Source organism: Streptomyces collinus (assembly GCF_031348265.1).
Taxonomy (GTDB): Bacteria; Actinomycetota; Actinomycetes; order Streptomycetales; family Streptomycetaceae; genus Streptomyces; species Streptomyces collinus.
This window is the reverse complement of record NZ_CP133771.1, coordinates 2,325,752-2,352,118: the sequence shown is the minus strand read 5'-3', so window position 1 is coordinate 2,352,118 and position 26,367 is coordinate 2,325,752. Positions and strand designations below refer to the sequence as shown.

Annotated in this window: 25 protein-coding genes and 1 riboswitch; of the genes, 11 read left to right on the top strand and 14 right to left on the bottom strand. The window is 72.8% G+C overall.

Annotation, left to right across the window (positions count from 1 at the left end; translation table 11 throughout):
* Positions 1-2: 2 nt before the first annotated feature.
* Positions 3-236 (top strand): (2Fe-2S)-binding protein, encoded by a 234-nt coding sequence (locus RFN52_RS10570; protein WP_062931395.1) that lies wholly within the window; start codon positions 3-5, stop codon positions 234-236.
* A gap of 9 nt (positions 237-245) precedes the next feature.
* On the opposite strand, the gene bfr is transcribed toward RFN52_RS10570, so the two are convergent.
* Complete coding sequence (gene bfr / locus RFN52_RS10565) at positions 246-722, bottom strand: bacterioferritin (protein ID WP_033312705.1); 477 nt, start codon at positions 720-722, stop codon at positions 246-248.
* A 175-nt stretch (positions 723-897) separates the two neighbouring features.
* On the opposite strand from bfr, the gene RFN52_RS10560 reads away from it, so the two are divergent.
* A complete protein-coding gene (locus tag RFN52_RS10560; RefSeq protein WP_184845402.1) occupies positions 898-1,548 on the top strand; it encodes a sulfite oxidase-like oxidoreductase in 651 nt (216 codons plus the stop codon).
* A gap of 4 nt (positions 1,549-1,552) precedes the next feature.
* Here RFN52_RS10560 and RFN52_RS10555 read toward each other — a convergent pair whose 3' ends face one another.
* The 5 genes from RFN52_RS10555 to thiO all read right to left on the bottom strand — a co-directional run bounded on the left by RFN52_RS10555 (position 1,553) and on the right by thiO (position 6,690).
* Complete coding sequence (locus tag RFN52_RS10555; RefSeq protein ID WP_184845400.1) at positions 1,553-2,431, bottom strand: deoxyribonuclease IV; 879 nt, start codon at positions 2,429-2,431, stop codon at positions 1,553-1,555.
* Between the two features lie 58 nt (positions 2,432-2,489).
* Positions 2,490-4,427, bottom strand: a complete 1,938-nt coding sequence (pknB, locus tag RFN52_RS10550; RefSeq protein ID WP_184845398.1) for a Stk1 family PASTA domain-containing Ser/Thr kinase — start codon at positions 4,425-4,427, stop codon at positions 2,490-2,492.
* 93 nt (positions 4,428-4,520) lie between these two features.
* Positions 4,521-5,318, bottom strand: a complete 798-nt coding sequence (locus RFN52_RS10545) for a thiazole synthase (RefSeq protein ID WP_184845396.1) — start codon at positions 5,316-5,318, stop codon at positions 4,521-4,523.
* 2 nt (positions 5,319-5,320) lie between these two features.
* Positions 5,321-5,521 (bottom strand): sulfur carrier protein ThiS, encoded by a 201-nt coding sequence (gene thiS, locus RFN52_RS10540; protein WP_184845394.1) that lies wholly within the window; start codon positions 5,519-5,521, stop codon positions 5,321-5,323.
* The gene (thiO, locus tag RFN52_RS10535; RefSeq protein ID WP_184845392.1) at positions 5,518-6,690 is read right to left on the bottom strand and encodes a glycine oxidase ThiO; all 1,173 of its coding nucleotides are present in this window, start codon (positions 6,688-6,690) and stop codon (positions 5,518-5,520) included. The genes thiS and thiO overlap by 4 nt, the downstream gene beginning before the upstream one ends.
* Positions 6,688-6,799, bottom strand: a riboswitch (TPP riboswitch). (Overlaps the previous gene by 3 nt.)
* 52 nt (positions 6,800-6,851) lie before the next feature.
* Here thiO and RFN52_RS10530 point away from each other — a divergent pair.
* The 6 genes from RFN52_RS10530 to RFN52_RS10505 all read left to right on the top strand — a co-directional run bounded on the left by RFN52_RS10530 (position 6,852) and on the right by RFN52_RS10505 (position 12,020).
* Complete coding sequence (locus RFN52_RS10530; RefSeq protein ID WP_184845390.1) at positions 6,852-7,202, top strand: avidin-fold protein; 351 nt, start codon at positions 6,852-6,854, stop codon at positions 7,200-7,202.
* A 32-nt stretch (positions 7,203-7,234) separates the two neighbouring features.
* Positions 7,235-8,476, top strand: coding sequence for an NAD(P)/FAD-dependent oxidoreductase (locus tag RFN52_RS10525; protein WP_184845388.1), 1,242 nt, complete (start codon positions 7,235-7,237; stop codon positions 8,474-8,476).
* Between the two features lie 110 nt (positions 8,477-8,586).
* Positions 8,587-8,952, top strand: a complete 366-nt coding sequence (locus RFN52_RS10520; protein ID WP_039932287.1) for an Rv2175c family DNA-binding protein — start codon at positions 8,587-8,589, stop codon at positions 8,950-8,952.
* Positions 8,953-9,311: 359 nt separating this feature from the next.
* A complete protein-coding gene (gene thiE / locus RFN52_RS10515) occupies positions 9,312-9,971 on the top strand; it encodes a thiamine phosphate synthase (protein ID WP_184845386.1) in 660 nt (219 codons plus the stop codon).
* A 121-nt stretch (positions 9,972-10,092) separates the two neighbouring features.
* Positions 10,093-11,016 carry a methylenetetrahydrofolate reductase [NAD(P)H] gene (metF, locus tag RFN52_RS10510; protein ID WP_184845384.1) on the top strand — a complete coding sequence of 308 codons (924 nt, stop codon included), beginning with the start codon at positions 10,093-10,095 and terminating at the stop codon, positions 11,014-11,016.
* A gap of 56 nt (positions 11,017-11,072) precedes the next feature.
* Positions 11,073-12,020, top strand: a complete 948-nt coding sequence (locus RFN52_RS10505; protein ID WP_184845382.1) for an SCO2102 family sporulation regulator — start codon at positions 11,073-11,075, stop codon at positions 12,018-12,020.
* A gap of 56 nt (positions 12,021-12,076) precedes the next feature.
* On the opposite strand, the gene RFN52_RS10500 is transcribed toward RFN52_RS10505, so the two are convergent.
* The 4 genes from RFN52_RS10500 to RFN52_RS10485 form a co-directional block, all read right to left on the bottom strand.
* The gene (locus tag RFN52_RS10500) at positions 12,077-13,567 is read right to left on the bottom strand and encodes a phytoene desaturase family protein (RefSeq protein ID WP_184845380.1); all 1,491 of its coding nucleotides are present in this window, start codon (positions 13,565-13,567) and stop codon (positions 12,077-12,079) included.
* 497 nt (positions 13,568-14,064) lie between these two features.
* Positions 14,065-14,694 carry a TetR/AcrR family transcriptional regulator gene (locus RFN52_RS10495; RefSeq protein ID WP_107458477.1) on the bottom strand — a complete coding sequence of 210 codons (630 nt, stop codon included), beginning with the start codon at positions 14,692-14,694 and terminating at the stop codon, positions 14,065-14,067.
* Positions 14,695-14,765: 71 nt separating this feature from the next.
* Entirely contained in the window at positions 14,766-16,850 is a 2,085-nt protein-coding gene (locus tag RFN52_RS10490; protein ID WP_184845378.1) for a YhgE/Pip domain-containing protein, read from the bottom strand.
* Complete coding sequence (locus RFN52_RS10485) at positions 16,822-17,679, bottom strand: ATP-binding cassette domain-containing protein (protein WP_311240928.1); 858 nt, start codon at positions 17,677-17,679, stop codon at positions 16,822-16,824. Before RFN52_RS10485 ends, RFN52_RS10490 begins: the two co-directional genes overlap by 29 nt.
* Positions 17,680-17,847: 168 nt before the next feature.
* Between RFN52_RS10485 and RFN52_RS10480 the strand changes: the two genes are divergently transcribed.
* From RFN52_RS10480 to RFN52_RS10470, 3 genes are all read left to right on the top strand, one after another.
* Complete coding sequence (locus RFN52_RS10480) at positions 17,848-18,411, top strand: SAV_6107 family HEPN domain-containing protein (protein WP_184845376.1); 564 nt, start codon at positions 17,848-17,850, stop codon at positions 18,409-18,411.
* Between the two features lie 308 nt (positions 18,412-18,719).
* On the top strand, positions 18,720-19,526 hold the full coding sequence (locus tag RFN52_RS10475) for a methyltransferase (RefSeq protein WP_184845374.1): 807 nt from the start codon (positions 18,720-18,722) through the stop codon (positions 19,524-19,526).
* Positions 19,527-19,805: 279 nt separating this feature from the next.
* Complete coding sequence (locus RFN52_RS10470; RefSeq protein ID WP_184845372.1) at positions 19,806-20,204, top strand: SCO2097 family morphological protein; 399 nt, start codon at positions 19,806-19,808, stop codon at positions 20,202-20,204.
* A 388-nt stretch (positions 20,205-20,592) separates the two neighbouring features.
* On the opposite strand, the gene RFN52_RS10465 is transcribed toward RFN52_RS10470, so the two are convergent.
* The 4 genes from RFN52_RS10465 to RFN52_RS10450 form a co-directional block, all read right to left on the bottom strand.
* The gene (locus RFN52_RS10465) at positions 20,593-22,989 is read right to left on the bottom strand and encodes a transglutaminase TgpA family protein (RefSeq protein WP_184845370.1); all 2,397 of its coding nucleotides are present in this window, start codon (positions 22,987-22,989) and stop codon (positions 20,593-20,595) included.
* On the bottom strand, positions 22,986-24,350 hold the full coding sequence (locus RFN52_RS10460; protein ID WP_184845368.1) for a DUF58 domain-containing protein: 1,365 nt from the start codon (positions 24,348-24,350) through the stop codon (positions 22,986-22,988). The genes RFN52_RS10465 and RFN52_RS10460 overlap by 4 nt, the downstream gene beginning before the upstream one ends.
* Positions 24,350-25,393 carry an AAA family ATPase gene (locus RFN52_RS10455; protein ID WP_033312684.1) on the bottom strand — a complete coding sequence of 348 codons (1,044 nt, stop codon included), beginning with the start codon at positions 25,391-25,393 and terminating at the stop codon, positions 24,350-24,352. The genes RFN52_RS10460 and RFN52_RS10455 overlap by 1 nt, the downstream gene beginning before the upstream one ends.
* Before the next feature lie 302 nt (positions 25,394-25,695).
* The gene (locus RFN52_RS10450; RefSeq protein WP_184845366.1) at positions 25,696-26,247 is read right to left on the bottom strand and encodes a beta-class carbonic anhydrase; all 552 of its coding nucleotides are present in this window, start codon (positions 26,245-26,247) and stop codon (positions 25,696-25,698) included.
* Positions 26,248-26,367: the final 120 nt, after the last annotated feature.

Sequence of the window (26,367 nt, the reverse complement as noted above, 5' to 3'; positions counted from 1 at the left end):
AGGTGAACCGCGTGTACGTCTGCAGTTGCTTCGGGATCACCGAGCAGCAGGTCAAGCAGCACGCGGACGGCGGCGCCTGCACCCCCCGCCAGATAGCCTCCGCCTGCAAGGCGGGCACGGACTGCGGGTCCTGTGTGCGCCGTATCCAGGCGATCCTGGGCAGGGGAGCCTGCCCTCGCCGTGATCTGGCCGACCGGGGCGAGCCGGTCCTCACGGAGCTGGAAGACGCCGCCTGACCGGCAGCCCTAGCTCGGCTGCTCGATCTGCTGCGCGATGTACAGCGCCTCACCGAGCTTTTCGATCAGCTCCAGCTGCGTGTCCAGGTAGTCGATGTGGTGCTCCTCGTCCTCCAGGATCGACTCGAAGAGGTTCGCGGACGTGATGTCGCCCTTGCTGCGCATCACCTCGATGCCGCGCCTGAGCCGGTCGATCGCCTCCACCTCGACCTGCCGGTCCGCCTGGAACATCTCGGTGACCGTCTGGCCGACTCGTACGTGGAAGAGCCGCTGGTAGTTGGGCAGGCCGTCCAGCATGAGAATGCGTTCGGTGATCTTGTCCGCGTGCTTCATCTCATCGATGGACTCTTCACGCGTGTACTTGGCGAGCTTGGTCCAGCCCTTGTTGTCCTGGATCCGGTAATGCAGCCAGTACTGGTTGATCGCCGTCAGCTCGCCGGTCAGCTGCTCGTTGAGGAATTCGAGGACCTCGGGGTCGCCCTGCATCGCAGAGGCTCCTTCCACGCGGGGGAACTGGCAGGTTGCGCCGCATGATTCCACTGGTGAAGAAGATCGTCCAGTAAGTCTGCACTTAGTAAGTAAGGGCATGCTTAGTTGAGTTTGCCCCTTTTCGAAGTGAGCCCGGTCAGGGGCATCACCCGGGGTCTGTCAGGATGGAGTCATGGGTCAGCCGCTGGAACACGAATCGGGAGAAGGGCGCGATCCAGCAGGAGCGACGCAGCCGGAGCTCCCCCCGGGACAGCGGCTGCAACGCGGCTGGCCGGTCACGCACTACGGACCCGTCCCCAAGTTCCGGCCCGAGCGCTGGGAGTTCCGGGTCTTCGGCGCCACCGCGGGCGGCGGCAAGCACTGCTGGACCCACGAGGAGTTCACGGCCCTGCCCCACACCACCGTGGTGGCCGACCTGCACTGCGTGACGAAGTTCAGCATGCTGGGCGCCGAGTGGGGCGGCATCCCCGCGCGCACGCTCCTCGACCTCGCCCCGCCCGCCGACGACGTCACCCATGTGATGGTGTGGGCCGAGTACGGATTCAGCTCCAACCTGCGCCTGACCGACTTCGCCGACGAGCAGGTCCTCTTCGCCACCCACAAGGACGGCGAACTGCTCACCGCCGAGCACGGCTTCCCGCTGCGCCTGATCGTGCCCCACCTCTACGCCTGGAAGGGCCCCAAGTGGGTGCGCGGCGTGGAGTACATGACCGCCGACCGGCGGGGCTTCTGGGAGGAGCGCGGCTACCACAACATCGGCGACCCCTGGCAGGAGCAGCGCTACTCGTACCAGGAGTTGCCCGGGGACGGCCCCGACCTCTGACGGCTCAGCCGTCGCGCAGCTTCTTCAGCCGTTCCACGTCGGCCGCGTGCCCCTGCTTGCCGCCCGGCGTCTCGATGATCAGCGGCACCCCCTCGGTCGCGGGGTGCGTCATCAGGGCGCGGAACGGGTCCTCGCCGATGTGGCCGACGCCGATGTTCTCGTGCCGGTCCTTGTGGGCGCCCACCACGTCCTTGGAGTCGTTGGCGTGGATCAGTTTCAGCCGGCCCTCGCCGACGGTGTCCACCAGCAGGTCCAGCGTCTGGTGCATGCCGCCGGGGCCGGTCAGGTCGTGCCCCGCGGCATAGATGTGGCAGGTGTCCAGGCACACGCCGAGCATCGGGTGGGCGTCCAGCGCCTCGAAGTACGGGCCGAAGTCCCACGTCCGCGAGCACAGCGAGGCGCCCTGCCCGGCCGTCGACTCCAGCAACAGGTACGGGTCGTCGTCGTGGGTCAGCTCGTCCAGCAGCGGCAGCAGGTGCTCCCGTACCTGCTTCAGCGCCACGGACCGCTCCCGGCCGCCGGTCGCGCTGCCCGTGTGCACGACCACCCCGTGCGCCCCGATCTCCCGGCCGCGCCGCAGCGAGTGCCGCAGCGACTCCACCGACCGCTCCACGGTCGCCTCGGTGTGCGAGCCGAAGTTGATCAGGTAGGGGGCGTGCACATACGCCGGGACCGACTCGGCCGCGCACGCCGCGCGGAACGCCTCGTCCTGCTTCGGGTTACCGGTCGGCGTGGCCCAGCCGCGCGGGTTGGCGACGAAGACCTGGACGGCCTCCGCCTTCAGGTCACGGGCGTACGACAGGCCTACGGAATGGAGCCCGCCGGCCACGGGGACGTGACCGCCCACGGGGTTGCGGGAGGGGCCGGACAGCTGACTGTTCACCCGTTCAGGGTGTCATGCGTCCGGCCCTGCCCCGGCCGCGGGCCGCCGCCCGTGCCCCTCACCTGATCTTGATGGTGATCGTCGAGCCCTTGGGCGCCGTCGCACCGCCGTCGACGGACTGGCTCTTGACCTCGTCGCCGAACAGGCCGAGCAGACCGCGGTCCTCGTCGACCTGGAATCCGGCGCCCTCCAGCGCGCGCGTGGCGTCGTCGACGCTGGCGCCGACCACGTCCGGGACCTCGACCATCTCGGGGCCCTTCGACAGCGTCAGCGTCACGGTGTCGCCCTCGGCCGCCGTGCTGCCGGACTTCGGCGTCTGCCGGACGACCTGGCCCTTGTCGTACTCGGAGGAGTTGACCCGCTCGGTGGCGATCCTCACCTTGAGGCCGGCCTCGGTCAGCTCGGACCTCGCGTCGGCCTCGTCCGAGCCGGTGACGTCGGGGATGTCGATGGGGCTGCCCTTGCTGACGACCAGCGCGACGGCCGTGCCCGAGCGCACCTTCGTGCCGTCGGCCGGCCGCGCGGAGACCACCGAGCCGCGCGGTACGTCCTCGCTGAACTCCCGCGTGACCATGCCCGGCTCCAGCCCGCCCTCCTTCAGCAGGGCACGCGCCTCGTCCAGCTTCTGGCCCGCCAGAGCGGGCACCCGCACGGTCTCGGGGCCGTCGGAGACGGTGATGCTCACCGAGTCGTTGCCGCGGATGCGCTCCCCGGCCTTCGGGTCGCTGCTGATGATCTGGCCGCGCTCCACCGTGTCGCTGTAGGCGTGCTCGACCTTGCCGAGTTCGAGACCGGCGTCCTCCAGCCGGTTCTCGGCCTGCTCCTGCGTCTTCGCCAGCAGCGGCGGGACCTCGGTGAACTGGCCGGAGTTGATGTACCAGACGCCCGCGCCGATGCCCAGCACGAGCAGCACGGCGACGACGATCGCCGCCGGCCCGCGCCGGGACCCCGGGCGGCGCCGGGACGGCGGGGGCGGCGGCGGGGACGCGAACCGGCTGGTGCGGTCGAGGGCGGCCCCGGAGGCCTCCTCGTCCTCGTTCACCGGCAGCGGGCGCGGTGTGGTCAGGGCGCGCGGGATCACGGTCGTCCGGTCGTCGCCGTTGTCGTGGTCCACCGCGAGGGCCTGCGGCGGCACGGCGTCCAGCTGCTCCTCGCTCAGCCGGCCGCGTCCGTCGCGGACCTGCGCGAGCAGCGCCACCGCGTCGTGCGGACGGACCGCCGGGGTGCGGGCCGTCGCCGAGGCCACCAGCTCGTCCAGCTCGTACGCCATCCCGGGCACGGCGGCCGAGGGCGGGGGCACGTCCTCGTGCAGGTGCTTGTAGAGGATCACGGCGGGGGAGTCCCCGTCGTGCGGCTTGTCGCCCGTCAGCATCTCGTACAGCATCACGCCGCACGCGTACACGTCGACGCGGGGATCGGCGGTGCCGTCCTCTATCTGCTCCGGGGCGAGGTACGAGACCGTGCCGAGGACGGTGCCGGTGGTGTTCGTCACCGTGTCCACGGCCCGGACCAGACCGAAGTCGGCGACCTTGACCCGGCCGTCGTCCCCTATGAGGACGTTCTCGGGCTTCATGTCGCGGTGCACGAACCCGGCGCGGTGGGCGGCGCCCAGAGCGGCCAGCACCGGCTCCAGGATGTCCAGGGCGGCGCGCGGCTGCAGGGCACCGCGCTCGCGCAGCACGTCACGCAGCGTGCAGCCCGCCACGTACTCCATCGCCAGGTACACGTACGAGCCGTCGGTGCCCTGGTCGAAGACCTGCACCACGTTCGGATGGGCCAGCCGGGCCACCGACTTCGCCTCGCGGATGAACCGCTCGACGAACGAGGCGTCGACCGCGAGCGCGGGGTGCATCACCTTGAGCGCGAGGACCCGGTCGAGCCGGGTGTCCACGGCCCGGTAGACCGTGGCCATCCCGCCGACCGCGATCCGCGCGTCGATGCGATACCGGCCGTCGAGCACCTGCCCGACCAAGGGGTCCTGAAGGGTCGTGTCCACGCAGGCGAGTGTACGAGCCGCCACCGACAGCTCTCCCGCCCCGCCCGATTTCGGGGCGGGACTGCAGCCGACCTGTGACGTGTGGACAAGTCCCTACTGGAAAGCGGGCCGTTCCGGGTCCAGGGCGGCCCTGCCCTCCGTCGGCGACGACGCCTCCGCGAAATGCCGCCGGGGGATCCGCCCGGCCCGGTACGCCAGCCGCCCCGCCTCCACCGCGTGCCGCATGGCGTCGGCCATCAGTACGGGTTCCTGGGCCCGCGTCACCGCCGAGGCGAGCATCACACCCGCGCACCCCAGCTCCATCGCCAGCGCAGCGTCCGAGGCCGTACCCGCGCCCGCGTCCAGGATCACCGGCACGCGCGCGTGCTCCACGATCAGCTGGAAGTTGTGCGGGTTGCGGATCCCGAGACCGGAGCCGATCGGCGAGCCCAGCGGCATGATCGCCGCACAGCCAGCGTCCTCCAGCTTCCGGGCGAGCACCGGGTCGTCGTTGGTGTACGGCAGCACCGTGAACCCGTCGTCGACCAGCGTCTCGGCCGCCTCCAGCGTCTCGATCGGGTCCGGCAGCAGCGTGCGCTCGTCGGCGATGACCTCCAGTTTGACCAGGTCGGTGCCGAGGGCCTCGCGCGCGAGGCGGGCCGTGAGGACGGCCTCGCCGGCGGTGAAGCAGCCCGCCGTGTTGGGCAGCACCCGGATGCCGAGCCTGTCCAGGACGGACAGCACCGAACCGTGCACCGAGGCGTTCACCCGGCGCATCGCGACGGTCGTCAGCTCCGTCCCCGAGGCGACGAGCGACCGCTCCAGCACATCCAGGCTCGGCGCCCCGCCCGTGCCCATGATCAGACGGGACGTGAACGACGTACCACCGAGGACGAACGGATCGTCGGCCATGGTCAGCCTCCTTGGACGGCCGTGAGGACTTCCACCCGGTCTCCCTCGGAGAGCGGCGTGGCGGGCCACTGCCTGCGCGGGACGACGGTCTCGTTGAGGGCGGCGGCCACGCCCGAGGGCGAGGCGGTGAGCGACCTCACGACGCTGTCCAGAGCGGTGCCGGGCCGGACGTCCCGGGGCTCGCCGTTGACGGAGATGTTCATGCGGGCTGCTCCGTGAGTGCGGTGGCGGGACTGAAACGCTTCGGCGTGAAGGCGCGCGCCTCCTCGGGGAGTTCGCCCGTCGCCAGGACGTGCGCCATGGCGTCGCCGGTCACGGGTGTGAGCAGGACGCCGTTGCGGTAGTGCCCGGTGGCCAGCAGCAGGCCCTCCAGGCCGGTGGGTCCGAGCAGCGGGGCGTTGTCGGGGGAGCCGGGCCGCAGCCCGGCCCGGGTCTCGGTGAGCGGCAGTTCGGTGATGCCAGGGACCAGCTCGTGCGCGTCGCGCAGCAGCTCGTACACGCCGCCCGCGGTCACGGTGGTGTCCCAGCCCAGCTCCTCGCTGGTCGCCCCGACGACGAGTTCGCCGCTCTCGCGCGGCACCAGGTAGACGTGACTGCCGCGCACCACCGCGCGCACGGTCCGGCTCAGGAACGGCCCGTGCCGCAGCGGCATCGTCAGCCGCAGGACCTGCCCCTTCACCGGCCGCACCGGAGGCAGCACGTCCTCCGGAACCCCGGCGAGCCGCCCGCTGAGGCTGCCCCCGGCGAGCACCACCTGCCCGGCGGCTGCCTCGGTCCCGTCGGCCAGCACGGCACCCGCGGCCCGGTCCCGTACGACGGTCAGCCGCTCGGCCCACGTCCGGTGGACGACCACGCCCGCCCGCTCACAGGCGGCGACCAGGGCACCGGCCAGCCGCCGGGGGTCGATCTGGTGGTCGCCGTCGACCCGCAGCCCGCCGCGCACGCCCGGCGCGAGCATCGGCTCCAGACGCCGGCACTCGCGCCCGGACAGCCACTGCGACTCCAGGCCCGACTGCTGCTGCAAGGCGTGCAGTTCGCGCAGGTGGGCCCGGTCGTCGGCGTCGAGGGCGACAGCGAGCGTGCCGCAGCGGCGGTAGCCGAGGTCCTGGCCGGTCAGCTCGGTGAGCTCGGCGGCGAAGTCCGGGTAGCGCCGGGCGGAGGCGAGGTTCAGGCCGAGCAGGGTCTGCTCGCCGTAGTGCAGTTCCGTGACGGCGGCCAGCATGCCGGCCGCGACCTGTGCGGCCCCGCCGCCCGGCTCGGGGTCGACGACGGCCGTGGCGAACCCGCGCTGCGCGGCCCGCCAGGCCGTGACCAGGCCGATGATCCCGCCCCCGATGACGAGGACGTCCGACGATGTGGACGTAGGCGACATGGGCGTCCAGCCCCTCCCTTCGCCGGCATGACCCGGATCAGGTTCGTACGGTCGGAGGCCGCCAGCCTCCCTCTCAGCCCGGTGCGTCCGGGCTCCCGCGAGTGCTTTACGTTGGCCACCCTAGCCCGATGCCCCGTGCCGCAGTAAGGGAGCCTCCGTCCATGTCCCGGTCCCTCGACGGTCTCGTCCTCGCCCCGGTCGCCGACCAGGCACCGGGCCAGGTGGGCACCCGCACCCGCTTCACGTACCACGAGCGGCAGGGCGAGATCTGGGCCGAGTACGCGGGCGGCGACGTCGTACGCGGCCATCTCGTGGGTACCCGGGAAGGTGACCGGCTGGACTTCCGGTACGTCCAGCTCAAGCGGGACGGGACCACTTCCTCGGGGCACTGCGTGTCGGCGGTCGTGGAGCTGCCCGACGGGCGGGTGCGGCTGGAGGAGACCTGGGAGTGGGAGTCCCAGCAGGGCAGCGGCACGAGCGTTGTGGAGCAGGTCACGGAGCATGAGGACTGACTGACAATTCGTCAGGTGTCTATGGTGATCAGGTGAGCGAGCAGACGCAGGAACCAGGTTCGTCCGCGCCGCGGCGCGTCGTCGTGGCGGGTGCGGGCATGGCCGGGGTGCAGACCGCCGTCGCCCTGCGCGAGCGGGGCTTCACCGGTGACGTGATCCTGCTCGGCGCCGAGCCCCACCAGCCCTATGACCGGCCCCCGTTGTCCAAGGCCGTCCTGCTCGGCAAGTCCGAGGGTTCCGCCTTCGACGTCGACTTCGAAGCCCTCGGCGTCGAACTGCGGCTCGGCTGCGAGGTGCTGGGCCTGCGCCCCGCCGACCATGAACTGGACACCGAGGACGGACCCGTGCCGTACGACGTCCTGGTCGTCGCGACCGGCGCCGAACCGGTCCGGCTGCCCGGCGCGGAGGGCGTGCCCGGCGTGCATCTGCTGCGCACCCTGGACGACGCCGAGCGGCTGCGGCCGGTCCTGGCCCGGCGGCACGACATCGTGGTCGTCGGCGCGGGCTGGATCGGCGCCGAGTTCGCCACGGCCGCCCGCGAGGCGGGCTGCGCGGTGACCGTCGTGGAAGCCGCGGAACGGCCGCTCGCCGGAGCACTGCCCGCCGAGGTCGCCGCCCCGATGACCGGCTGGTACGCCGACGCCGGGGTGACCCTGCGGACGCACGCGCGCGTGGAGCGCGTCGAGCCGGGCGCGGTACTCCTCGACGACGGCTCGCGGCTGCCCGCGGGCGCCGTGGTCGTCGGCATCGGCGCCCGCCCCGCGACGGCGTGGCTGGCCGGTTCCGGGATCGAGCTCGGCTCGCACGGAGAGATCGTGGCCGACGAGCATCTGCGCACGTCCGTGCCGGACGTGTACGCCGTCGGCGACTGCGCCTCCTTCCCCTCGGGGCGCTACGGCGAGCGCCTGCTGGTCCACCACTGGGACAACGCCCTCCAGGGGCCGCGCACGGTCGCCGTGAACATCGTCGGCCGGGCCACGGGGGAGACGCCGGCGGTGTACGACCCGGTGCCGTACTTCTGGTCCGAGCAGTTCGGGCGGTTCGTCCAGTACGCCGGGCACCACGCGGCGGCGGACACGATCCTGTGGCGGGGCGACCCCGCCGGACCGGCCTGGACGGTCTGCTGGCTGCGCGGCGAGCGGCTGGTCGCGCTGCTGGCGGTGGGCCGGCCCCGGGACCTGGCGCAGGGCCGCCGCCTGATCGAGTCGGGCACCGCGATGAATCCGGTGCTGCTGGCGGATCCGGCCAGGCCCATGAAGGCGGCGAAGGCCTGACATCCGGCGCCCTCGCAGGCCGCCCGGACGGCCCTGCCGGGCCCGGCGCGTCCGCCCGCGTGGACCGTGCCGACTTCCGACTGTCAGTGGCAGATGGCAGGCTGGTTTCCGTGACCGAGATTGACGCAAAGATCGATGCTCTCGTCCCCGCCTGGCTCACCCTCCCCGACATCGCCGAACAGTTCGGCGTCGAGGTGACGCGTGTGCGGCAGCTGGTCAAGGAAGGCCAGCTCATCGCCGTACGCCGCGGTGAGAACCGCGCGCTGCACGTTCCCGCCGCCTTCATCGACGGGGACAAGGTCGTCAAGGGCCTGTCCGGGACCTTGACGCTCCTGCGGGACGACGGCTTCACGGACGAAGAGATGCTGGAGTGGCTCTTCACCCCGGACCCCAGCCTGCCCGGCACCCCCGCGCAGGCGCTCAGTGAGAATCGCGGCACGGAGGTGAAGCGCCGCGCCCAGGCGCTCGCGGTCTGACCCGGCCTCGACCGGACAGCCGTCCGGCGCCGTGCGAGCGGGGCCGGACCTGAACAACCGCCCGAAGGGGCCGTGACCCGAGGGGCCACGGCCCGGGGGTGGCCCGTGCCCGTCCGGGCCGGTGGGCGTCCCCGCGGGAGCAGCGGGACGGCCACCGGGGTCGTGGCGGCACCCGCGGGCAGGCGTAGGGTGCCCGAGGCGTTCGCAGCGGGACACGGCGCTCCCGCGCCGCTCGCCGCCGGTCCCCGCGCGGGCGCTCCCGCGCGCCGCCGACGCACGGACGGGCTCACAAGCCCGCACGCCGCCGACGCACGGACCGGCCCACCGGCCCGCCCGCCACGACACCCAGGGGGACATGCATGACCGGCACCGCCGCCGCCACCGCCCGGGCCCAGCTCGCCGACGCCCGGGTCTACCTCTGCACCGACGCGCGCAAGCGGCAGGGCGACCTCGGCGCGTTCCTCGACGCCGTACTGTCCGGCGGGGTCGACATCGTGCAGTTGCGGGACAAGGGCATGGAGGCCGGCGAGGAGCTGGAGCACCTGGCTCTCTTCGCCGACGCCTGCGCCCGGCACGGCAAGCTGCTCGCGGTCAACGACCGGGCGGACGTCGCGCACGCCGCCGGCGCCGACGTGCTGCACCTCGGCCAGGGCGACCTCCCCGTTCCCGCGGCCCGCGCGCTCCTCGGCGACGACGTCCTGATCGGCCGCTCCACCCACGCCGAGTCCGAGGCCGCCGCGGCCGCCGTCCAGCCGGGCGTGGACTACTTCTGCACCGGCCCCTGCTGGCCGACCCCCACCAAGCCGGGCCGTCACGCGCCCGGCCTGGACCTCGTCCGGTACACCGCCGCTCTCGGCACCGACCGCCCCTGGTTCGCCATCGGCGGCATCGACCTCGGCAACCTCGACCAGGTCCTCGAAGCGGGCGCCCGGCGCGTCGTGGTCGTACGGGCGATCACCGAGGCCGACGACCCGGGGGCCGCGGCGGCCGTGTTCGCGAAGCGGCTGCGGGAGGTCTAGGGCCTGTCCGAACGGCAGGCCCGGCCGAGACGGTTGTCCAAGGGGTGGACAACAAGGGGACAATCCGGGCAAATCCCGGCCCATGGTTGGGGGACCGACCTCCCCTGGCTAACCTGCCGGTATGGCCCTCGGCACCGCATCCATCAGGTCGGACCACGCCCGCACCGTCCGCGACATGCTCGCGGCCGGCAAGACGACGTACTCGTTCGAGTTCTACGCCCCCAAGACCCCGAAGGGCGAGCGGAACCTGTGGAACGCGCTGCGCCGGGTCGAGGCGGTGGCGCCCGACTTCGTCTCCGTGACCTACGGCGCGGGCGGTTCCACCCGCGCGGGCACGGTCAAGGCGACCGAGGCGATCGCCTCCGACACCACCCTCACCCCGATCGCCCACCTCACCGCGGTCGACCACTCGGTGGCCGACCTGCGCAACATCATCGGCCAGTACGCCGACGCCGGGATCCGCAACATGCTCGCCCTGCGCGGCGACCCGCCCGGCGACCCCATGGGCGACTGGGTGCCGCACCCCCGCGGTCTCGCCTACGCCGCCGAACTCGTGGAGCTGATCAAGGCGTCCGGCGACTTCTGCGTGGGCGTCGCCGCCTTCCCGGCGATGCACCCGCGCTCCGCCGACTGGGACACCGACGTCCGCCACTTCGTCGACAAGTGCCGGGCGGGCGCGGACTACGCCATCACGCAGATGTTCTTCCAGCCGGAGGACTACCTCCGGCTGCGCGACCGGGTCTCGGCCGCAGGCTGCGACACCCCGATCATCCCCGAGATCATGCCGATCGCGAGCGTGAAGACCCTGGAGCGGATCGGGTCCCTCACCAACGCCGCGTTCCCGGCCGCCCTGAAAGAGCGGATCCTCACAGCAAAAGACGATCCGGCCGCTGTACGCTCCATTGGTATCGAATTCGCCACGGAGTTCTGTGCGCAGCTGCTCGCCGAGGGGGTGCCCGGCTTGCACTTCATCACGCTCAACAACTCCACCGCGACACTGGAAATCTACGAAAACCTTGGCCTGCACCATCCATCGCAGGCCTAGACCGTTCGCATCGGTATACGACACACTGCGTAGCGGCCACTGGGAGAGGGGCGTACATGGGCTGGGCGGTCCTCTACATCGCGTTCGGCATCGTCGCGCTGTGGCTGCTGGGCGAGGTGCTGCTGCAGTACAAGGCGCGGCTGCGCTGGCGGCTGCTGGCCTTCGCCGGGTTCCTCGGTGTCGTCGTCGGTGTTCTGATCCCGTCGGTCGTCGTGATCGGCCTCGGCGCGGCCGCCTTCGCCGTCGGGCAGACCTACGTCACCCTGTCGTTCCGCAGCGGCTTCGCGGCCGGCTGGGCGATGAACGCGCCCGCGCTGGGCGGCAGCAAGCGCCGCCGCGGTGAGCGCGGCCGCCAGGAACCGACCCTGGAGGTCTCCGGCCTGGAGGCCGAGGGCGGCTACGACGACGAGGCCGGCGCCTACCGCCGCGACACCGCCGCCTACGGCCAGGACGACGACTACGACCGCGACGACGTCTTCACCCCCGCCCGCCCCGCTCACCAGCCGACGGCCGCCGAGACCACGGCCGTCTACGAGCCGCAGCCCATGCCGGAGGACACCGGCTCCTACGGCACCTACGACAGCGGGTACCAGGCCACGGGACAGCAGGCCCACGACCAGTACGCCGCCCAGGCCGCCGACCAGTCCTACGCCTACGACTACTCCGGCTACGGCCAGCAGCAGGGCTACGACGCCACCGGCCAGCAGCAGTACGCCGCCTATTCAGACCCGTACATCGGTTCGTCGAACTACGGCCAGGGCACGTACGACGGCACCTACGGCGACCAGCAGTACTACGGCCAGCAGCAGGGCTACGACGCCACCGGCCAGCAGCAGTACGCCGGCACCTACGGCGGCGAGACCCCGCCCGGCGGGGTGTGGGTCCCGCAGCAGCGCAACACCGACGAGTACGGGCAGGAGCTGCCGCCGGAGCAGCCGTACCCGTACCAGGGTGGCGGGCAGCAGCCGCAGGGCAACGGCTTCGACGAGCAGTACCGTTTCTGAGGCGCAGGTCGCGCCGAGGCGTCTTCCGGGGCTTCGGTCCCGCCGGGGCGTCGCGTTCACTGCGAGCCGCGGAACTCCGGCCCCTCCACGATCAGCCCCGCGACCAGCGCGCCCGACATGCCCGCGTGCGGCAGTCCGCCGCCGGGGTGCGCCCAGCCGCCCACGGTGAACAGGCCGGGCACCCGTGTGCCGTTGGACGGATGCAGCAGCTGCCCGCCGGCCGCCGCCAGGGCCGGCACCGGCACCGCCCCGCCCTCCGCACCCGTCTCGTCCGCGGTGTCGGCCGGGGTGCGTGTCTCATGCCAGAGGAGGCGGTCGCGCAGACCGGGTACGGCCCGTTCGGCGGCGGTGATCATGTGGTCCACGAGGTCGCCGTGAGGTGGGCCGGGCCGCGCGGGCACCGCCGTCGTGACGGTGACCGCCTCGTGGTCCGCCGGAGCCGGGCGGGGGTCGTCGGGCCGTAGCACCGTGACCGTCGGACGGCGATTCCCGGCAGCCGTGCCGAACAGGGCCTCCAGCTCGGCCTCGCGGTCCGGGGTGTGCACCACCGTGCGGTGTGCCGTGCCCGCGGGGCGGGGGCCGCGCAGGGCGAGCAGGAGCGTCAGCCGGCCGGCCGCGGCGCCCTGCGGCGGAACCTCGCTCTCATCCCGCAGGAGGGTGCCGGCCGTCATCCGGGCCAGGACGCCGGGCGCGACGCCGGCGACCACGAAGTCCGCCTCCGCGACCGACCCGTCGGCGAGCTCCACCCCGGACGCCCGGCCGTCCTTCTCCAGCACGCCGGTGACCTCGGCGCCGAAGTGGAACTCGACCCTGCGGGCCAGACACCGCTCGTACACCGCCCGCGCCAGCTCGCGCAGGCCGCCGCGCACGTACCAGGTGCCGAAGGCGTGCTCCATGTACGGCAGAACGGCCGCGCTCGCCGGGGCGGCCCGGGGGTCCAGGCCGTATCCGAGGGCGTGGCTCTCCAGGAGTGCCGCGAGCCGGGGGTCGCGCAGCTCCCAGGCGCCGACCTCGGCGAGGGTGCCGGCCCGGCGGGTGCGCAGCAGCCGCTTGTGCGGCACCGACGGGTAGGGCTCGCGCTCGGCCAGCACCTGCCAGTTCGGCCAGAGGGGCTCCTCCAGCAGCGGCCGGCGGGTCCGGTCCCAGGCCTCGCGGGCCCTGACCAGGAAGTCGCCCCAGCGCTTCCCGGCGCCCGCGCCGAGCCCCTCGTCCAGGGCGGCGACGACGCCCGCGCGCGAGGCGTTCGGCAGCGACACCGCCGTGCCGTCCGCGAACACGTGCCGGGACGACGGATCGACCTGGACCAGCTCGACGCAGGACTCCAGCGGCTCCTTGCCGGTCTTGACGAACAGGTCGCGATAGACGGCCGGCAGCGGCAGCAGGGCGGGGCCGGTGTCGAAGGAGAAGCCGTCGCGCTCGAAGCGGCGCAGCGCTCCGCCGTAGGTGTCCGTCCGCTCGTACACCGCCACCCGGTGGCCCGCGACGGCCAGCCGGGCGGCAGCCGTCAGCGCGCCCATCCCGGCGCCGATCACCGCAATCCGTGCCATGCGGCGACTTTATCGGCCTCCACCGACAGCCTCCGCCGACGGCCCCCTGCCGCTACCTCCCGACGGCCCCTGCCGGTGGCCTCCGAGTACGGGCGCGGAGGTGATCGTGACCAGGCGGCGGCACAGCGCTGTGGTGCCGCGTGCGCAGGACTGAGTATCCGTACCTAGCCGGGGAGTTGAGTACGCGCGCGGATGGGGGACGACCTGCGCGGACGGGAGAGTGGAGACACGGAAAGGGGCACGGCTCCGGCACCGGCGACACGGGGCGCCGGAACGGAGCCGGCCCACGATCCGCTCCTTCCGCCGGCGGTGTCGGCGGGAGCGAGGCACGGGGGAGAACCGGGGGATAACCGGGGGACGACCGCAACGGGGGTCCTGCGGGGGGAACGTACGGGGGAGCAGGAAACGGGGGAGCACGGAAGGCGCCGGTTCGAGGTGGCCCGCGGGGGACGCGGCCACAGCGGACCGGCGCCTTCGCACGCTCGCCGCAGGCGGGGTCAGCGGCAGCCGCTGACCCGCCCCTGGAGCAGCCGCGACAGGGCCGCGTGGACGTCGTCCAGGGAACGCTCCGGCTGGAACGACTTCCAGTCGAGCGCGGCGACCAGGACCATGCCGACCAGTGCCGCCGCCGTCAGCGGCACGTCGATCTCCTCGCTGAACTCGCCGTTGCCGACACCCTCGCGCAGGACGTCCTCCACGACCGCGACGGCCTGCTGCCGGACCACCATCAGCGTGGACTGCCACGCCCGGTTGGTGCGCCACAACTCGGCCACGTACAGCTGGGTGAAGGCCGGGTAGCGGTCGATGAAGACCAGCCCCGCGCGGATCATCGCGTCCAGGGCGTCGACCTTGCTGCCGCCCTCCCGCGCGGTCCGCTCGGCCGCTTCCCGCAGGGAGGCGGTCAGCAGACCCACTCCGTGCCGCAGCAGTTCCTCGAAGAGGACGGACTTGCTCGCGAAGTTGTAGTAGACCGTGCCCTTCGCGACCCCGGCACGCTCGGCGATCTCGTCCACGGTCGTGGCGGAGAACCCCTGCTCGGCGATGAGCGTGACGGCCGCCTCGTAGAGCTTCTGCCGGGTGGCCTCGCGGCGCGTGCTGCCGCCCGACGCGGCACTGCTGCTTTCCATGGCCCTGATTGTCACAGGAACCTTTCCGGGGGACGTGACGGCGGGGGCGCCGGCGGGCGCGGCGGCGGGGCTCACAGGCTCAGTTCCGGGTGCAGCCGGTCCAGCGTCCACACCTGGCGCCGCCGGGCCGCCACGGCGGTCAGCGCGAGGGCGCCCGCGGTGAACGCCGTCAGCACCACGCACCCGTGCCACACCGGTTCGAGACCACCGCCCGTGATGAGCCGCCTCAGGGCCTCGACGACGTAGCTCATCGGCAGGAACGGGTGGAGCGCGTTGAAGAACCCGGGGCTGGTCTGCACGGGGTACGTGCCGCCCGCCGAGGTCAGCTGGAGCATCAGCAGCGCGAGGACCAGGATCCGGCCCGCAGCCCCGAAGCGCGCGTTCAGCCACTGCACGATCGCCGCGAAGCACGCCGTCACCAGGAACAGGAAGCCCACCGTCCCGGCAGCCCGTGCCATCTCCAGGCCGACCGCCCAGTGCAGCACCGACATCAGCGCCACCGTCTGCAGCACCCCGATCGCCACCACCGGCAGCCAGCCCGCCAGCGCGATCCGCCACGCCGGCGCGCCCGCCGCCAAGGCCCGCCGGTTCATGGGCGCGATCAGCATGTACGCCACCATCGCGCCCACCCACAGGGACAGCGGGATGAAGTACGGCGCGAACCCGGTGCCGTAGTTGGGCGCCTTGTGCAGGTCCTGGGATGCGAGCCGGACGGGGTCGGCCATGACCTCGGTGCGCCGGTCGCGGTCCTGCTCGTCGTAGTCGGGGATCTTCTCCGCCCCGTCGTGCAGGCCGCCGGCGAGCTTCCCGGAACCTCCGACGAGCTTGTAGATGCCGCCGTTGAGGTCGTCGGCGCCCGTCTTCAGCTTGCCGACGCCCTTGTCCAGGCCGACGGCACCGGTCTTGGCCGTGCCGATGCCCTTGTGCAGCTTCTTCGCCCCGGCGGCGACCTCGGCCGCCCCGTCGTTGAGCTTGTTGATCTTCTTGACGGCGTCGGTGAGGTCCTCGGAGAGGTGCGGGGCACGGTTCGCGAGGGCCTGCGACTGCTTCTGGAGGGTGGCGAGGTTCTTGTCGAGCTTGTCCAGGTCGCCGTCCTGGTTTGCGATCACTGTGTTGACGTCGTCCGCGATGGTGGTGACGTCGGCGGCGGCGTCCTTGGCCTTCTTCAGGTCGGAGCAGGCCGCGTCGGGCAGGACGGGGTCGTCGCAGCGCCGGGCGTAGACGTCGTTCAGCGTGCCGGATGCCGCGCGGGCGCCCTTGGCGGCGGTCGGAGCCGTCTTCACCAGGGTGTCCAGGTGCTTGCGGGTCACCCTGGAGGAGTCGGCGACCAGCTGCGCGGTGTCGCCGATGGTCTTCTCGTTGCCCTTCAGGAAGGGGCCGACCTTGTCGGCGGTGCCGTTGACCCGGTCGGCGAGCTTCTGCGTGCCCGCGGCGACCTGCTTCGCGCCGTCCGCCACGTCGCCCGCGCCGGTGTGGAGCTTCGTCAGGCCCGTGGAGAGTTTGCCGCTGCCGGTCTTGGCCTTCCTCAGGCCGTCGGCGAGGTCCTTGGAGCCCTTCTCGGCCTTGCCGATGCCGCCCTTGAGCCGGTCGGCGCCCTCTGCCGCCTTCACGGTCTTGCCGTGGATGTCGGAGAACGACACGAAGATCTTGTCCAGGAACGACCGGGACGTCTTCGTGGACGCCGCCTGCCGCACCTCGCTGAAGACCGTCCGGGAGATCTGCCCGACGATGTAGTTGTTCGCGTCGTTCGTGCGCACCTGGAGGGCGCCGGTCTCCGGGCTGTTCCCGGAGCTGGAGGCGATCCGCTCGCTGAAGTCGGCGGGCAGGGTGAGCGACAGGTAGTAGCTGCCGTCCTCGACGCCCCTGCGGGCCTCGGCGGCACTCACCTCCTGCCAGTCGAAGGTCTTGCTGTCGTGCAGGCCCTTCGTGATGTCGTCGCCCGCCGTGATCTTCTTCCCGTCGGCGGTCGCCCCCCTGTCGTCGTTCACCAACGCCACCGGGATCTTGTCCAGACGGCCGTACGGGTCCCAGAACGACCACAGGTACAGCGCGCCGTACAGCAGTGGCAGCACCAGCAGCGCGACCAGAGCGGCGCGCGGCAGCTTCCCCCGCCCGAAGCGGCGCAGCTCAAGCGCGGCCAGTCTCGGCGAGCGCATCGGCCTTCTCCTCTCCCTGGTCGGCCTGGTCGGCCTGGTCGGTCTGGTCGGTCCGGTCGGCCTGGTCGGTCTGATCGGTCCGGTCGGTTCCCCGATCGGTCCGGCCGTCCTCGGGGGCCGGTTCCTCGGGGTTCTCGGCGGTGGAGAGCTTGACGGCGCCCTCGGGGGCCTCGCTGCACACGGCCACGACCGTCGTCCCGGCATCGGCCAGGGACCTGAGCAGCGCCCAGGCCTCCTCCCGCTCACCGTCCGCGAGCTTGAGGTCGGTGTCGTCGATGCCGAGCAGCCGCGGCCCGCCGACCAGGGCGAGCGCCACCGACAGCCGCAGCGCCTCCAGGCGCTCCAGGTCCCGTACGGCCGTGCGCGGCCCCTTGGGCAGGGCCTCCAGGTCGAGACCGGCGGCTTCGAGGGCGGCGTCGACGCGCTGCCCGGCCTCCGCCGCCCGCTCGCTGCGGGGCCGCAGCAGGCCGCGCAGTGACGCGCCGAACCGCTGCTGGAGCAGCGCCCGCTCCCGCAGGTGCTCACCGACGGTCAGCGCCGGATCGAGGTCGGTGACCCCCGGGACGTGCGCCAGCGCGCTGACGCCGCGCACCGCCGCCATCTGCTTCGGCAGCCTCGCGTCGCCCACCGAAGCGGTGCCCTCCGAGATCTTCATCCGCCCCGTCAGCGCGAGCAGCAGGCACGTGCGGCCGGACCCGGACGGGCCCTCGACCGCGACGAGCGCCCCCGGCCCGGCGTCGACGGAGATCCCGCGGACCGCCCACCCCCGTGGCCCCTTGATCCCGAGGCCGTCGGCGACGATCCGCACCCCTCCCGCGTGTTCCCCCACGAGTCTCCCCTGAATTTGAACTGACTGGTCAGTGCAAAAACTACTCCGAACCTACGAGCGAGGCAAAACAGCAGGTCAGAACGGATTGTCAGTGCCATACCTCACGATGGGTCACATACGGCACTCCGTGACCGGACGTGCCGTCACACAGACGACAGGAGGTTCGTCATGGCCAGCTATAACGCAGCAGCCGCCCGTCGGCGCCGCGCCACCGGCCCTGCCCCCTCACTGACCGGCCCCGCGAGCGACGTGCACCCCGTGCTGCGCCGGGCCACGGCCCCGCCCGCCGCCCTCGACCTGCTCGCCCAGGCCCGCGCGAGCCTCGACGAGGCCACCTCACTGGAGACACCGAACGAGCGCTACGCGACGGCCCACCTCGCCGCCCTGCGCACCGCCGCCGCGGTACTCGCCGCCCGGGGGCGCCCGGAGACCTCGCCCCGGGCCCGGGCCAAGATCCGGAGCGCCTGGGAAGTGCTCCCCGAGATCGCGCCCGAACTGACCGAGTGGAGCGCGCTGTTCGCCGCGGGCGCCCGGCGCCGGGCCCGGGCCGAGGCCGGCATCCAGGGCGCCGCCACCGGCCGGGACGCCGACGACCTGATACGGGACACGGCGATGTTCCTGCGCCTCGTCGAACGGATGCTGGTCCTCCAGCCGGTCCTCCCGCAGCCCCGCCCGGACCAGGACCGGCCGGAGGGCCCCGGCCCGGGGAGGGACATGCCGGACGCGGGCTGAGCGGGCGGCGGCGGCAGGGGATCGGTCGGCGGCCCTGGATCCGGTTGGCAGCCTGGGTCCGGTCGGCGGCCCTGGACCGGTTGGCGGCCAGCAGCCCTGGTCCGGTCGGCAGCCTTGGGCCGGTCGGCAGCCGGGCTGGGAGCGCCTGACCCGGGGTCCGTCCCGGCACCGGGTCATCCGGACGCCACGGCGTAGGCAATAGGGTGGGGGACGCCTGAAGTCTTCCCTCCCCGCTGGCCGGGGCCGGGGAAGACGCCCCGTTCACGCCGCCCCGCAAGAGGCGGTGCCGCGCCGAGGAGTCAACTGCCGTGTCGGACCCGATGCGCCCCCGCGCCTCACTCCGTACCGCCGTGGTCTGGGAGGTCCTCCAGGACGCCCTGGACCGCCGGGCCAAGGCCACGGGTCGGGAGTCGCTGGACGTCCTCGACACCGGAGGCGGCAGCGGCAACTTCGCGGTGCCCGTCGCCCGTCTCGGCCACCGTGTCACCGTCGTCGACCCCAGCCCCAACGCGCTGTTCGCCCTGGAGCGCCGCGCAGCCGAGGCCGGCGTCGCCGACCGGGTCGAGGGCGTCCAGGGCGACGCCCACGGCCTGTTCGACGTGGCCGAGCGCGGTGGCTATGACGTGGTGCTGTGTCACGGCGTCCTGGAGTACGTGGACGACCCGGCCGAAGGCGTCCGCAACGCGGTGGCGGCCCTGCGCGCGGAGGGCGTCCTCAGCCTGCTCGCCGCAGGCCTCGGCGGTGCCGTGCTGGCCCGTGCCCTCGCCGGGCACTTCAAGGAGGCCCGGCAGGCACTCGACGACCCGAACGGACGATGGGGCACGGGTGACCCCGTGCCGCGCCGCTTCACCGCCGAGCAGCTCACGGGCCTGGTCGAGGCCGCGGGGCTGCGCGTCGGCGCGGTGCACGGGGTGCGGGTCTTCGCCGACCTCGTGCCCGGCGTCCTCGTGGACACCGAGCCCGGAGCCCTGGAAGCGCTGCTGAAGCTGGAGGAGGCCGCGGCCGAGCTCCCCGCCTTCCACTCGGTGGCCACGCAATTGCACGTGCTCGGTGAGACGGGCGGGACCGGTGCGACAGGTGGGGCCGGCGAGACCGATGGGGCTGCCGAGGCCTGAGCCGCTTCGTGAGGCACCGCCGCTGATCAGCGCCTTGGCTGCGCATGGAGTACGCCACAGGCCCCCCGAATGGGGGCGGCGCGCCGTATGATCGAGGGAGACCGTTCCGGCATGACGGGTCGGCCGCCGGGGAATGGAAGCCTCAGCGAGCCGGGACGCCCATGGCGGGGTCCGGTTGGTCAATTGGCGCAGAGGGGCGGGTTTCACGGGGGCGATTCCCTGCCTATCCTGAAGGGACCCCCCGGGTCGCCCCGGCGACTGCACGATGAGGAGGACTCCGTGCCGCTCTCGGAGCACGAGCAGCGCATGCTCGAGCAAATGGAGCGAGCGCTGTACGCCGAAGATCCCAAGTTCGCGACAGCGCTTGAGGGAAGCGGGCTGCGCACGTACACCCGGCGACGGGTCTACCAGGCGGTCGCCGGCTTCCTCGTAGGTATCGCGCTCCTCATGGCTGGAATGGTCGCCAAGCAGGTCTGGCTCAGTGTCGTGGGCTTCCTCGTCATGCTGGGCTGCGCGGTGCTCGCCGTCACCGGCTGGCGCAAGGCTCCCAAGCCGGGTGAACAGGTCGGCGGTGCCGCCGGGCCCCAGGCCCGCCGACAGGGCCGGCAACGCCGCTCCGTGATGGACCGCATCGAGCAGCGCTGGCAGAAGCGCCGCGACGAGCAGGGCGGACACTAGCCCTCCGCGCAGCCCCTCTCCAGGCCTACGTCCGCATACGTACGTCAGGGGGTGACCACCGAGCTGGTGGTCACCCCCTGACGCATGCGTCGGCAGCCGGGGCCAGGCCCTCGCTCCGCTCGCTTCCGTTGCAGCGTTCGCAGCTTTCGCAGCTACGGGCCCACATCGGAGGCGGCACTGTCGGCCGCCCCGGTTGGGCATAGGCAGGCCCGGTAGGCGAAGGCCGTCCCGGCCCCAGGTTCGCGAAGGCCGTCCCGGCCCTGGGTAGCGAAGGCCGGCGGGTACGCGAAGGGCCGTCCCGACCTTGGGTTCCCGAAGGCCGTCCCCCCCGTCCACGCGAAGGCCGGCCGGCGCATTCGCGCCGGCCGGCCTGAGCCGCTCGTATCCCTCAGCCCTGCTGCTGGCCCGACGCCTTCCGCCAGGTCGGCCGCAGCGCCACGGCCCGCTCCCTGACGTCCGTCCACCAGGCCGACGCCGCCCACACCACCCGCACGGTGGAGCGGGGAGCCACGAGCGCCCGGAGCCGGGCCGGGCGGCCGGCCGCCGCGCTGAGGCCCGCCGTCGCCCGCCGGACATCGTCCGTGAGGCCGGCCACCGGGCGGGGATGCGGTGCGTACAGGACCTGCTCCACCGCGTTCGCCACCCGGTGCACCGAGTCCGCGGCCGTCGCGTCGAGCTCGCCCAGCCGGACGATCCGGGCGGCCGCCTTGCGCGCTGTCTGGGACTCCTCCGGCGTGATGCCGAAGTCCCACGCCGTGTCGGTCAGCTCCTGCCAGACGGCCAGCGTGTGCCGCGCCGCGTCCGCCTCGCTGCGGCCGTGCGCCCCGAGTCGCACCGAGCGCGTCCGCAGCCGCCACAGCATCGGCGCCAGGGGCAGAGCGAGGACGGCGAGACCGGCGAGGGCCCACACCAGGAACGCGTACCACCTCGGGCCGTCGTCGTCCGTGGGCAGCGCCGCCTCCGGCGACTCGCTCGCGCAGCCGCCGTCCAGCTTCTTCTGCTCCGGGGTGCAGGACTCGCTCGCCGACGGCGCCGAGGAAGGCGCGGTGGACGTCGTCTCGGACGGCCGCACCGGGTCCGGCACCGAGCTGTCGGGGCTGTCCGGCAAGGTGTACGACGGCATCGAGCCGCGGTTCGGGGTGGGCTCGAAGCGGGTCCAGCCCACGCCCTCGAAGTACAGCTCCGGCCAGGCGTGTGCGTCGCGCAGCCCCACCGACACCGAGCCGTCCGCCTGCGGGGACCCGGGCGCGAAGCCCACCGCGACCCGGGCCGGGATGCCCAGGGAGCGGGCCATCGCCGCCATCGCGAAGGAGAAGTGCACGCAGAAGCCCTGCTTGTCCTTCAGGAAGCGGGCGATGGCCTGCGAGCCGCTGCCCACCTGCACCTGCGTGTCGTACTCGAAGCCGCCGGTCACGGCGAACCAGTCCTGGAGCTTGACCGCCTGGTCGTACGGGTTGGCGGCGCCCGAGGTGACCTGGCGGGCGGTGCGGCCCACCACCGACGGCAGTGAGTCGGGCAGTTCGGTGAAGTCGCCCTCGATGTCCGCGGGCGGCGGCCCCGCCGCGGCGAGCTGCTCCGCCGTCGGCTGCATGTTCAGGCTCTTGACCTGGTACGTCAGGCCTCTGGTGTTCTGTCCGTGGTCGCCGACCAGGGTCATGCCCACTGGCTCGTAGCGCCAGTTGCCGCTGATGCGGACACCGCTCGGCGGGTACGGCATGGGCAGCCAGTCCTGGGCGTACCAGTCGGCCGCCGTGATCGTGGTGTCGACCTCTTTGCGCTTGACGTCCGGGCTGAGGCCGACCGGGTCCGGGAAGGTGCCGTCGGGGACGGCGGTGATGGACCGCCGGGACGGCTTCCACGTGGTGCCGTCGAAGTCGTCCAGGGACACGATCCGCAGATACAGGTCCGAGACGTCTTCCATCTTCGTCCGCACGGACAGGACCTGCTGGTCGTCGTCCGCGTTCAGGCTGTCCCGCAGCGACACCAGCGGATTCACGGCGGAGATCGTGCCCCCGCCGCCGGGGCCGCCGCCCGCGCCGGCTCCCACGGAGTCCAGCAGGCCGCCGTTCATCGCGGGCAGGCCGAGCGGCACCACCAGGGCGATGCCCAGCGCGACCACGCCGATGCGCCGGCCGGTGCGGACCGGGGCGACCGCGCCGCTCGGCTCCCCGCCGGACGTGCGCGGAGCGCCGCCGAAGACCCGGCCCCACTGTGAGAGCCGGTCCCGGCCCTCGGCCAGGAGCAGCATCAGATAGCCGGCCGCCGCCACCAGGAACCACAGCCAGTCGGTGCCTCCGTCGGACAGTCCGGCGGCCACGGAGTACAGCGCGAGCAGGGGCAGACCGGCCGGGGCGGCGCTGCGGAAGGTCACCGCGAGGGTGTCCACCAGCAGTCCGATGACCAGGACCCCGCCGATGAGCATCAGCCGGATGCCGTCGGACTCCAGGGGGGCCGGGATCGCGTACCGGGCGATGTCGTCCCCGCCCTGCTGGAGCAGGACCGCGAAGCGGTCGAAGGCCTGCGGCCCGGGGATCAGTCCAACCAGGGCCTGCTCACGGGCGAACACGAAGGTCAGCAGCGCGACGGTGACCACGGCCTGCGCCGCGACGGTCAGCGGCCGGGCCAGTGGCACCCGGCGGGCAGCTGCACCCACGCCCGCCTGCAGGGCCAGCAGGAAGGCCGCCTGCACGATCCAGGTGGCCGGCTTGACGAGGGGCAGCAGGGCGCACGCGGCCATCAGCGTGGCCGCCCAGGCGCCCAGCGTCAGTCGAACCCGCCCGCTCATCTCGGTCCCTCCCCGCCGCTCGCGGCGGCCACGCCCCTGCGCTCCCGGTCGGCCTGCCGCCACACCTCGTCCACAGAGGCCCCCCGCGGCACCCGCAGGGCCGTCCAGCCGGCCTCGCGCAGCATGCGCAGCCGGTCCTCGCTCCTGTCCAACGGGCCCGGGACGTCGCTCGGTTCCCGCACCCAGCTCTCGCTGTCCAGCACGAAGGCGACCGCGCCCGGGCTGCGCTGCCGCATCCGGCCCAGCACCGCCGCCTGGTCCTCGTCCAGGTCGCCGAGGAAGGCCACCAGCAGCCCCTCGTTCCCGCCGCGCAGCACGTCGTAGGCCCGGGACAGGCCGGCGCCGTCGGAGTGGTCGATCACCGCGAGGGTGTCCATCATCAGCCCGGCCGCGTCCGCCGACTCCTGGCTCGCGCCCGCGAAGCCGTCACCGCCCTCACCGGGCACCGCGTTGCCGGTGTCCGTCAACAGCCGCACCGAGTAGCCCCGTTCGAGCATGTGCACCAGCACGGACGCGGCTCCCGAGACGGCCCACTCGAAGGCCGAGTCCGGTCCCGCGCCCTGGTAGGCGATGCCCCGGGTGTCCAGCAGCACCGTGCAGCGGGCGCGCTGCGGCTGCTCCTCGCGGCGCACCATCAGCTCGCCGTAGCGGGCGGTGGAGCGCCAGTGCACGCGGCGCAGGTCGTCGCCGTAGCGGTAGCCGCGCGGGATCACGTCGTCCTCGCCGGCCAGCGCGAGCGAACGCTGCCGGCCGTCGCCGTACCCCTTGGCCTCACCGCTGAGGCGCACCGGCGCCAGCGCCTCCACACGCGGGATGACGGTGAGGGTGTCGAACGTCGAGAAGGACCGGGTCAGCTCGCACATGCCGAACGGGTCGGTCAGGCGCAGCTGGAGCGGGCCCAGCGGGTAGCGGCCGCGCAGGTCGGAGCGCACCCGGTAGGAGACCTCGCGCCGGCCGCCCGCCTCGACCCGGTCCAGCACGAAGCGGGGCCGGGGGCCGAGCACGTACGGCACCCGGTCCTGGAGCATCAGCAGGCCCGTGGGCAGCCGCGAGACGTTGTCCATCCGCAGGTGGACCCGGGCCTCGCTGCCCGCGGGCACGCGCGCGGGGGAGAGCCGGCGGCTGCCCGCGACCCGGTAGCGCGTGCGGTACAGCACCGCCGCGCACACCAGCGGCAGCACCGCCAGGAGGAGACCGACGCGCAGCAGATCGGCCTGCCCGAGCACGTACGAGCAGACCGCCGCCGCGACACCGGCGGCCAGGAAGGAGCGTCCGCGGGTGGTCAGACCGGCCAGGGCGGTACGGATGCCGCCCTTCTCGCCCCGGTCGGCTTCCGCGTGCCCCGTCCCCGCGGTGGTCATCACAGCCTCCGCGGCGGCTGCTGGGGATAGGCCGGCGCCGCACGGTCGAGACCGCCGAAGCCGCTCTGCTGCTGTGGCGCCGCGGTCGGCACCGGGGTGCGCTGCAGGATCTCCTCGACGACCTGCTCGGAGGTGCGCCGGTTGAGCTGGGCCTGGGCCGTGGGCAGCAGGCGGTGGGCCAGGACGGCGACGGCGAGGGCCTGCACGTCGTCCGGCAGCGCGTACTCCCGGCCGCTGAGGGCCGCGGACGCCTTCGCCGCGCGCAGCAGATGCAGCGTCGCGCGCGGGGAGGCGCCGAGTCTCAGGTCGGGGTGCGTGCGCGTGGCGCCGACCAGGTCGACCGCGTAGCGCCGGACCGGCTCGGCGACGTGCACGCCGCGCACCGCCTCGATCAGCTTGAGGATCTCGTGCGCGTGGGCCACGGGCTGGAGATCCTCCAGCGGCGAGACGCCGCCGTGCACGTCCAGCATCTGCAGCTCGGCCTCCGCGCTCGGGTAGCCGACCGACACCCGGGCCATGAAGCGGTCGCGCTGGGCCTCCGGCAGCGGGTAGGTGCCCTCCATCTCGACCGGGTTCTGCGTCGCCACCACCATGAAGGGGCTGGGCAGCTCGTAGGTCTTGCCGTCGATGGTGACCTGGCGCTCCTCCATCGACTCCAGGAGCGCGGACTGCGTCTTGGGCGAGGCGCGGTTGATCTCGTCGCCGATCACCACCTGCGCGAAGATCGCGCCCGGCTTGAACTCGAAGTCACGGCGCTGCTGGTCCCAGATGGACACACCGGTGATGTCCGACGGCAGCAGGTCCGGCGTGAACTGGATGCGCCGCACCGAGCAGTCGATGGACCGTGCCAGTGCCTTGGCCAGCATCGTCTTGCCGACACCCGGGACGTCCTCGATCAGCAGATGTCCCTCGGCGAGCAGTACGGTCAGCGAGAGCCGTACGACCTCGGGCTTGCCCTCGATCACGCCTTCCACAGACTCCCGCACGCGCTCCACCACGGCGGTCAGATCAGTGAGGCTCGCTCGATCGTCATAGGTCGTCACCCGGCCCTCCTCGGCCTTTCCCGCGCTCCCAAGGAGCACGGGATACCCCATTTTCCCGGGCCGACGCCGCATGACGCAGGCCGGCCCACCCCGAACCACGGACACCACGCGTGAAAAGTTCCGCGTGACGCCACTCCCGCATTCTTGCTGCCGTTACCGTTTCGTGTCACTCGACTGTGGACAACTGGCTGCGATATGTCGGTCTTGCGACCATTCGAACGCGTGACTGACAGGCTTTCGACAGCTACAGCAGGTGGCTTTCCGGGGTGGACGGCCCACGGCGCCCAGGCCTGCGGGCCGGGTCAGGAGGCCGGGTCGACCTCGCGCAGCAGGCCGGTCTTCACGTCGAACACGAATCCGCGCACGTCGTCGGTGTGCGGCACGAAGGGCGAGGTCCGCACCCGCTGCATCGACTGCCGCACGTCCTGGTCGACGTCCCGGAAGGACTCCACGGCCCACGCCGGGCGCTGGCCGACCTCGGCCTCCAGCTCGTTGCGGAAGTCCTCGGTGAGGCTCTCCAGGCCGCAGCCGGTGTGGTGGATGAGCACCACGCTGCGGGTCCCCAGCTTGCGCTGGCTGATGGTGAGCGAGCGGATCACGTCGTCGGTCACGACGCCGCCCGCGTTGCGGATCGTGTGGCAGTCACCCAGCGCAAGACCGAGCGCCGCGTGCAGGTCGAGACGGGCGTCCATACAGGCCACGACCGCCACCTGCAGCACGGGCCGGGCGTCCATCCCGGGGTCCGTGAAGGCGTCGGCGTACCGGCCGTTCGCCTCGACGAGACGGTCGGTGACCGTGCCGCCGGCCGCTATGGCGCTCTCCGAACCTGTGGGAACCGATGCAGAAGTCGTCATAGGTATGACGTTACTGGTCACACCCCGTCCAGGCCTCCTGTGGGAGTGGACAAAGAATGCCGTCGAGAGGCGGTTGTGAGGTAACCCACAAGAGTGGCGTCCCGGTCTCCGCGCGAACGG

Excerpts from the sequence above, each read along its gene's own strand:
- RFN52_RS10495 (WP_107458477.1), bottom strand. The coding sequence starts at position 14,694 with ATGGAAAGCAGCAGTGCCGCGTCGGGCGGCAGCACGCGCCGCGAGGCC.
- thiS (WP_184845394.1), bottom strand. The coding sequence starts at position 5,521 with ATGAACATCTCCGTCAACGGCGAGCCCCGGGACGTCCGGCCCGGCACC.
- RFN52_RS10505 (WP_184845382.1), top strand. The coding sequence starts at position 11,073 with ATGGGCTGGGCGGTCCTCTACATCGCGTTCGGCATCGTCGCGCTGTGG.
- RFN52_RS10500 (WP_184845380.1), bottom strand. The coding sequence starts at position 13,567 with ATGGCACGGATTGCGGTGATCGGCGCCGGGATGGGCGCGCTGACGGCT.
- RFN52_RS10545 (WP_184845396.1), bottom strand. The coding sequence starts at position 5,318 with ATGGCCGACGATCCGTTCGTCCTCGGTGGTACGTCGTTCACGTCCCGT.
- RFN52_RS10460 (WP_184845368.1), bottom strand. The coding sequence starts at position 24,350 with ATGACCACCGCGGGGACGGGGCACGCGGAAGCCGACCGGGGCGAGAAG.
- RFN52_RS10490 (WP_184845378.1), bottom strand. The coding sequence starts at position 16,850 with ATGCGCTCGCCGAGACTGGCCGCGCTTGAGCTGCGCCGCTTCGGGCGG.
- RFN52_RS10530 (WP_184845390.1), top strand. The coding sequence starts at position 6,852 with ATGTCCCGGTCCCTCGACGGTCTCGTCCTCGCCCCGGTCGCCGACCAG.
- thiE (WP_184845386.1), top strand. The coding sequence starts at position 9,312 with ATGACCGGCACCGCCGCCGCCACCGCCCGGGCCCAGCTCGCCGACGCC.
- bfr (WP_033312705.1), bottom strand. The coding sequence starts at position 722 with ATGCAGGGCGACCCCGAGGTCCTCGAATTCCTCAACGAGCAGCTGACC.
- RFN52_RS10450 (WP_184845366.1), bottom strand. The coding sequence starts at position 26,247 with ATGACGACTTCTGCATCGGTTCCCACAGGTTCGGAGAGCGCCATAGCG.
- RFN52_RS10480 (WP_184845376.1), top strand. The coding sequence starts at position 17,848 with ATGGCCAGCTATAACGCAGCAGCCGCCCGTCGGCGCCGCGCCACCGGC.
- metF (WP_184845384.1), top strand. The coding sequence starts at position 10,093 with ATGGCCCTCGGCACCGCATCCATCAGGTCGGACCACGCCCGCACCGTC.
- RFN52_RS10560 (WP_184845402.1), top strand. The coding sequence starts at position 898 with ATGGGTCAGCCGCTGGAACACGAATCGGGAGAAGGGCGCGATCCAGCA.
- thiO (WP_184845392.1), bottom strand. The coding sequence starts at position 6,690 with ATGTCGCCTACGTCCACATCGTCGGACGTCCTCGTCATCGGGGGCGGG.
- RFN52_RS10465 (WP_184845370.1), bottom strand. The coding sequence starts at position 22,989 with ATGAGCGGGCGGGTTCGACTGACGCTGGGCGCCTGGGCGGCCACGCTG.